Raw genomic sequence first — 7,013 nt, forward strand, 5'->3', positions numbered from 1 at the left:
TCCGCGGACCCTACGATGGACGGAACGTCGAAGGGAGCCGCGCATGCCCGCGACCGTCCGCGATCTGCTGGCCGAACCGGCCTTCTGCCTCCGCGTGCTCGCCGGCGTCCACGACGAGGCCGACCTCGACGCCCCTCTGGTGTGGGCGCACTCCTCGGACCTCGTCGATCCGACGCCCTGGCTCGAGTCGGGCCAGCTGCTGCTGACCGACGGCGTCCATTTCACCGGGCACGACAGCGCCGAGTTCTCGGAGGAGTACGTCGCCCGGCTGCGCGGCCGCGGCATCCGCGCGCTCGGCTTCGCCACCCGCATCGTGCACGACGAGGTGCCCGCCGCTCTCGTCACGGCGTGCGAGCGCCAGGGCCTGCCGCTGCTGGAGGTGGCGGACCTGACTCCGTTCATGGGGATCATCCGGTTCGTCGCCGACGTGATCTCGCGGGAGCAGCGCGAGCGGCTGGAATGGTCGCTCGAGGCGCAGCGGCGGGTCGCCCGCGCGGCGCTGCGGCCGGACGGGCTCGCGGCGATCCTCACCGAGCTGGAGCGGCAGCTGGACTGCTGGGTCGCCCTCTACGACGCGGCCGGGCAGAGGGTGCACCTGCCCACCCGGCTCGACGTGCCGGCGGAGGAGGCGGTCGCCGCGGCCGCGAGGCACGCCCTGACCCGCGGCAGCCGAGCGGGACTCCGGCTCGACGACGGCGGCGGTGTGACGCTGCAGACGATCGGGCGCCGCGACCACCTGCGCGGGGTGCTCGCCGTGGGCACGGGCACGCCGCTGGACCCGGCGGGCAGCGACCTCGTCGCGAGCGTCATCGCCCTGGCGAGCATCGCGCTGGAGCAGCGGCGCGCGCTGGACTCCTCCCGCCGGCAGCTGCGCTCCGGACTGCTCGAGCTGCTGGCCGCGGGAGCCTTCGACGTCGCCGAGAGCACCGCACGGCGCCTGGGGAGCCCGCTGCCCGCCGAGCCGGTGCGGGTGGTCGTGCTGAGCGCGCCCGTGCACGGCGACTCGCTCCTCGACGAGCTGGAGGTCGTGGCGGAGGAGGACGGCGCGCGCCTGTTCTTCGCCGAGAGGGACGGCTCGCTCGTCGCCGTGGCCGCCGCCGACGGACTCGGGCCGCTGACCGCCGTGCTGGAGCGGCACGGCGCGAGCGCCGGCGCCTCCGCCCCGATCGGATGGTCGGACCTGGACCGGGGCCTCGAGGAGGCGCGGCGCGCCGCCGAGCGGACGGGAGACGGGACGGTGGTCCGCTTCGAGGACGTCGCCGCAGAGGGGATGATCGGGCTCCTCGCCGCCGCCGGAGCCGCACCGCTCGCCCGCCGGATGCTCGCACCGCTGCTGACCCCGGAGGGAGCCGTGCTGCTCGAGAGCGCCCGCGTCTGGCTCCGCCGCAACGGCGCCTGGGAGCCCGCCGCCCGCGACCTCGGCGTGCACCGTCACACCCTCCGCAACCGCATCACCGCCGTCGAGCGCGCCCTCGGCCTCGACCTCGACGACGTCTCCGCCCGCACCGAGCTCTGGACGGCGCTGCGGCTGCACTCATAGCCGATCTCCTCCTCCGTCGTCGATCGGCCGCGGTCGGCCGGGGAGGGTGGTCGCGCTGGGAAGAGCGGGTCGCGTACCGCGCACGACGATCCGCTCCCACGCGGATCGCCGGTTGCGCGGTGCTCAAGAGCCTCTCTCCTCCTTCGTCGTCGATCGGCCGCGGTCGGCCGGGGAGGGTGGTCGCGCTGGGAAGAGCGGGTCGCGTACCGCGACTGCGGGCGATCGACGACGCCAGGAGGAGAGAGCCTCACAAGCGCCGCGGAGCGCAACCGGCGATCCGCGTCCCAGCGGATCGACGTGCGCGGAACGCACGACGCTCTGCAAGACCCGACCACCCTCCCGAGCCGACTGCGGGCGATCGACGACGCCAGGAGGAGAGAGCCTAGGAATTCTGCGGGAACCCGAGGTTGATGCCGCCGTGGGAGGGGTCGAGCCAGCGGCTGGTGATGGCCTTCTGCTGGGTGAAGAAGCGGACGCCTTCTGCTCCGTGGGCCTTGGTGTCGCCGAAGAGGGACGCTTTCCAGCCGCCGAAGGAGAACGTGGCGACGGGGACGGGGATGGGGACGTTGATGCCGATCATGCCGACCTCGACCTCGTTCTGGAAGCGGCGGGCCGCTCCTCCGTCGTTGGTGAAGATGGCCGTGCCGTTGCCGAAGGCGCCGTTGTTGATGAGTGCGACGCCCTCCTCGTAGGAGGCGACGCGGACGATGGAGAGCACCGGGCCGAATATCTCCTCCGTGTAGGCGCGGGAGGTGGTGGGGACCTTGTCGAGCAGGGTCGGGCCGAGCCAGAACCCGTTCGCGTCCCCGTCCACCTCGATGCCGCGCCCGTCGATGACGACCTCCGCGCCGTCCTCCTCCGCGATCGCGATGTAGGAGGCGACCTTGTCGCGGTGCGCCTCGGTGATCAGCGGGCCCATGTCGCAGCCGCGGCGGCCGTCGCCGGTGCGCAGGGTCGCGGCCCGCTCCTGGATCTTCGCGATCAGCTCGTCGGCGACGGGCTCGACCGCGACGACGACCGAGATCGCCATGCACCGCTCGCCCGCCGAGCCGAAGCCGGCGTTGATGGCGGAGTCGGCGACGAGGTCGAGGTCCGCGTCGGGGAGCGCCAGCATGTGGTTCTTCGCCCCACCGAGGGCCTGGACGCGCTTGCCGTGGCGGGTGCCCGTCTCGTAGACGTACTGCGCGATCGGGGTCGAGCCGACGAACGAGATCGAGCGGACGTCGGGGTGCTCGAGCAGCCCGTCGACGGCCTGCTTGTCGCCGTTGAGCACCGTGTAGACGCCGTCGGGGAGGCCGGCCTCCTTCCAGAGGGCGCCGAGCCAGATCGCCGGGGACGGGTCCTTCTCGGAGGGCTTCACCACGACGGTGTTGCCGGCGGCGATGGCGATGGGGAAGAACCACATCGGCACCATCGCGGGGAAGTTGAAGGGGGAGATGATCCCGACCACGCCGAGCGGCTGCTTGGTCGAGTAGACGTCGACGCCGGTGGAGACCTGCTCCGAGTATTCGCCCTTGAGGTGGTGCGCGAGCCCGGTCGCGAACTCCACGACCTCCTGCCCGCGGGTGATCTCGCCGAGCGCGTCCGAGACGACCTTGCCGTGCTCCGACGTGATCAGCTCGGCGAGCTCCTGCTTCTTCGCCTCGAGGAGCTCGCGGAAGCGGAAGACGATCTGCTGCCGCTTCGCGAGCGACGTGTCGCGCCAGGCGGGGAAGGCGGCCTTCGCGGAGGCGACGGCGGCGTCCACCTCGGCGGAGTCGGCGAGCGCGACCTCCTTGGTCGCGACTCCCAGCGCCGGGTCGTAGACGGGAGCGGTGCGGCCGGACGAGGAGGCCGAGGGAGCCCCGTCGATCCAGTGGCCGACGACGGACAGGGCGGTGGCGGGCTCGGCGATGCTCATGGCGACGACTGTAGGGGCGTGACCACGGCCGCGGGGGTGCCGATCCGTCCAGCGGTGGAGGGGTGGTCTGGACGGATCGGCGCGCTCAGTCGGTGGGACGGGAGGCGTCGGCGTCGGGCGAAGGGGTGGCCGCGTCGGGGCTCGAGGCGGCGGGGTCGGCCGCGCTCGGGCCCGCAGCGCCGAGGTCGGCGGCGCCGGCGCCGGCAGCGTCCGGCTCCGCGGTGTCCGGCTCCGCACCATCGGGATCGGCACCGGAGTCGGCAGCATCCTGCTCGGCTGTGCCGATCTCCTCACCGTGCACCTCGGCAGCGGACGCTTCAGCCGCTGCCTCCGCCGCACCCGCCGGGTCGAACCGCGCCAGCGCCGCCGTGATGTTGTCGTGCCCGCCGCGCTCGTTCGCCCAGGCGACCAGCGCCTCCGCGAGCGTGACCGGATCCGCGCCCACCCGCTCCTGCGACTCGCGCAGCACGCGCGCCAGGTCCTCGGCGGCGGACGCGTAGTTCCACAGCCCGTCGGAGCAGACCAGAACCCAGCCCGGCTCGGTCAGCTCCTCGGAGGCGACCCGCGGCTCCTCGTCGTGCGCGTCGGCGCCGAGCCAGCGGGTGATGGCGTGAGCGTCGGGCGCCGTCTCGGCCTGCTCCCGCGGCACTCCCGAGGCGATCTGCTCCTGCGCCCACGAATCGTCGACCGTGAGCTGCCGCGGCTCGCCCGCGTCCGGCATCCAGTAGCTGCGGCTGTCGCCCACGTTGCCCGTGACGAGCAGCGCGCCGTCCAGCACCGCCGCGGTGAAGGTGCACGAGGGCGGATTCGACCGCTTCTCGGGAACGGCCGCGTCGATCGCTCCGGAGGCGCGCGCGGTGGCCATCTGCAGCAGAGCGCGCCAGCGGTCCGCTCCCGCGCTCTCGCCGCCGACCTCGGCCTGCAGCGCGCTGAGTGCCGCGCGGGCCGCGGCGAGCGACGCCTTGTCGGAGTCGGGCGTCGAGGAGACCCCGTCGCAGACCACGAGCAGCGCCGTCCTCAGAGAGCCGTCGGCGCCGGTGGTCGCCCCGAGCGCCATCGCGTCCTCGTTGGCCGGGTGCCGGAGCCCGCGGTCGCAGACGCCGCCGACCAGCGGGTGCGGCGCTTCGGCCCAGTGCTCGCGCTCGGTCGGAGCGGGGCGTCCGCACTGCTCGCAGTAGCCGTCCTCGGCGACCGCTCCCCCGCAGTAGACGCAGGCGGCGGATCCTCCGACGGCGACGGGCGGAGCGGAGGGGGCGGCCGCGACGATCAGCGGCGTCCCGCAGGCCTCGCAGAACGCGTCGCCGGTCGTGACCGGCTCGCCGCAGTTCGGACAGGGAGTCGACAGCGCGCCGCTCATGTCAGCGTCCAGCGTCGGACCTCGTTGGCCCGGTCGACGAGGCGCAGGCGCTCGTCGCGCTCGCGAGTGGAGGCGGCGAGCGCGCGGTAGGAGGCCTCGAGGCCGTCGCGGATGGCGGCCTCGTTCGCCTCGACTCCACCGAGGGTCGCTCCCTCGGCCGGGCCGTCGCGCCGCACCAGCTCGAGGGCGGAGGCGAGGACCTGGGTCGTGAGCTCGAGGCGGGTCCGCTGGTCGATCGACACGGAGTCGACGCTCGCGAGGGCGGCCGAGAGCGCGGGCAGCCCGCGGCCCGACTCCGCCAGCAGCTCCGCCCGGCGGCGGCGCGCGTCGGAGTAGGAGGAGCGCGTGGGCGCGACGATGTCGAGCGCGTCGAGCGCCCCGTCGAGGTCGGAGCGCAGCTGCCGCACCCGCGCGAGACCGAAGGCGGCGGGTGCCGTGTAGTTCGCGTCGGCGCGGGCGCAGATCACGTAGAGGGACTCGGCGACCTCGGGCTCACCGCTCGCCTCGCACGCCGCGGCGAGCGCGAGCTTCGGGGCGAGCTCGCCGGGGACCTGCCCGTAGACGGTGTTGAAGGAGGCGCGGGCCCCGATGTCGTCGCCGCGCGCGAGCTGCGCGAGACCGCTCATCCAGACCGCCCGCCACTCCCACGGGTCCTCCGTGAGGATCTCGCCCGTCGCGCGGGCCGCCTCCTCCCAGCGCTGCGCCTCGATCGCCGCCCGGGCGCGGGCGAGCCGCACCTCGACCGTCACGGTGGGCGCGAGCGCGAGAGCGCGCAGGCGCACGATCGGGTCGGCGACGTTCACGCCCGCGAGCCACGACCGGGCGGGATCGGACTCGTCGCGGCGGAGCGCCGGCAGCGCGTCCCACGGCGGGACGCGGTCGACCACGTCGGCCACGGGCGCCTCGAACAGGGCCGACTCCGTCGAGTGCAGCGCGGGGTGTCCGGGACCGCGGTCGGTCGCGACGACCTCGCGCAGCACCCCGAGCAGCTGGCCGCGCATCTCGTCCACCGTGGCGAAGCGGTCCTGCGGGTCGGGAGCGCACGCTTTCGCGATCAGGCGGTAGAAGGAGTCGTAGCGCTGGAACAGCGGCGTCTCCGACACCGGCGGCAGCGAGGCGACGAAGGTCGTCTGGTTGCCGCGGAAGTCGAGCACCAGCGAGGCCAGCGTGCGGCCGATCGTGTAGACGTCGGAGGCGACCGAGGGACCGAGGTCGGCGACCTCCGGAGCCTGGTAGCCGACGGTGCCGTAGATGGCGGAGTCCTCGTCGTCGATCCGGCGCACTCCGCCGAGGTCGATCAGCTTGACCTGGTCGCCCACCTGGATCATGTTGTCCGGCTTGAAGTCGCAGTAGAGCAGGCCGTGGTCGTGCAGGTAGGCGAAGGCGGGCATGACCTCGAGCACGAAGGCGAGCGCCTGGTCCACCGGCAGCGGATCCGCGGCGCCGCCGTTGGCGTCCAGCCGCTCCTTCAGGATCTGCTTGAGGCTCGGCCCGCCGACGTACTCCATCACGATGTAGCCGGCGCCGTCGTGCAGGACGAAGTTGTAGATCTCGACGATCAGCGGGTGCTCGACCTCGGCCAGGAACCGGCGCTCGGTGACGGCCGCGGCGTACGCGTCGGGGTCGCCGGAGTTGAGCAGGCCCTTGAGCACCACCCAGCGCCCCGAGACGTTCCGGTCGCGCGCGAGGTAGATCCAGCCGAGGCCGCCGTAGGCCAGGCAGCCGACGACCTCGTACTGGCCGCCGACGACATCGCCCTTCACCAGCTGCGGAGTGAACGAGAACGGCGTGCGGCAGTTGGGGCAGAACCCCTCGGTGCGGCCGGGCCGACCGTCGCGCCCGCGGCCGACGGCGGTGCCGCAGTGCGAGCAGAAGCGCTTGCGCTCGGGGAGGACCGCCTCGGTCATCAGGGCGGCAATCGGGTCGGCGGCCGGGCGGGACGGGACGGTGGTGAGCCCGGCGCCGAGCCTCGGGCCGCGCAGTCGGGTCGAGGTGGTGCCGACGCGGCGGGTGACCTTCGAGCCGGTATGCGCCGTGCGGGCGGAGCCGAGGGCGGCGGTGGCGAGGCGGGCGGAGGAGGTGCGCGTGCTGCGCGCGGTGGCCGGCTCCTCCGCGGGGCCGGGTGCCGTGGCGCCGGGGGTGCCCTCGACGAAGCCGGTGCCGAAGGCGGCGGAGTTCCGCACGACGGCCTCGAGGGAGCGGACAGGCCGGGGACG

At 74.1% G+C, this 7,013-nt stretch carries 4 protein-coding genes; 1 reads left to right on the top strand and 3 read right to left on the bottom strand.

What is annotated here, in order from left to right:
- Window positions 1-43 precede the first annotated feature (43 nt).
- Window positions 44-1,540 carry a PucR family transcriptional regulator gene (locus tag C5C54_RS15190; RefSeq protein WP_181127912.1) on the top strand — a complete coding sequence of 499 codons (1,497 nt, stop codon included), beginning with the start codon at window positions 44-46 and terminating at the stop codon, window positions 1,538-1,540.
- A gap of 382 nt (window positions 1,541-1,922) precedes the next feature.
- On the opposite strand, the gene C5C54_RS15195 is transcribed toward C5C54_RS15190, so the two are convergent.
- From C5C54_RS15195 to C5C54_RS15205, 3 genes are all read right to left on the bottom strand, one after another.
- Window positions 1,923-3,440, bottom strand: a complete 1,518-nt coding sequence (locus C5C54_RS15195) for a CoA-acylating methylmalonate-semialdehyde dehydrogenase (protein ID WP_104288691.1) — start codon at window positions 3,438-3,440, stop codon at window positions 1,923-1,925.
- 85 nt (window positions 3,441-3,525) lie between these two features.
- Window positions 3,526-4,797: a PP2C family serine/threonine-protein phosphatase gene (locus C5C54_RS15200; RefSeq protein WP_104288692.1), complete on the bottom strand. Its 1,272-nt coding sequence runs from the start codon at window positions 4,795-4,797 to the stop codon at window positions 3,526-3,528.
- Window positions 4,794-7,013: serine/threonine-protein kinase (locus tag C5C54_RS15205; protein WP_219812211.1), on the bottom strand; the 2,220-nt coding region annotated here is incomplete at its 5' end. The genes C5C54_RS15200 and C5C54_RS15205, both read right to left, overlap by 4 nt.

Origin of the sequence: Rathayibacter sp. AY1F2 (assembly GCF_002930885.1) — a bacterium.
GTDB lineage: Bacteria > Actinomycetota > Actinomycetes > Actinomycetales > Microbacteriaceae > Rathayibacter.

Coding starts and splice junctions, on each gene's coding strand:
- C5C54_RS15195 (WP_104288691.1), bottom strand. CDS start 3,440: ATGAGCATCGCCGAGCCCGCCACCGCCCTGTCCGTCGTCGGCCACTGG.
- C5C54_RS15200 (WP_104288692.1), bottom strand. CDS start 4,797: ATGAGCGGCGCGCTGTCGACTCCCTGTCCGAACTGCGGCGAGCCGGTC.
- C5C54_RS15190 (WP_181127912.1), top strand. CDS start 44: ATGCCCGCGACCGTCCGCGATCTGCTGGCCGAACCGGCCTTCTGCCTC.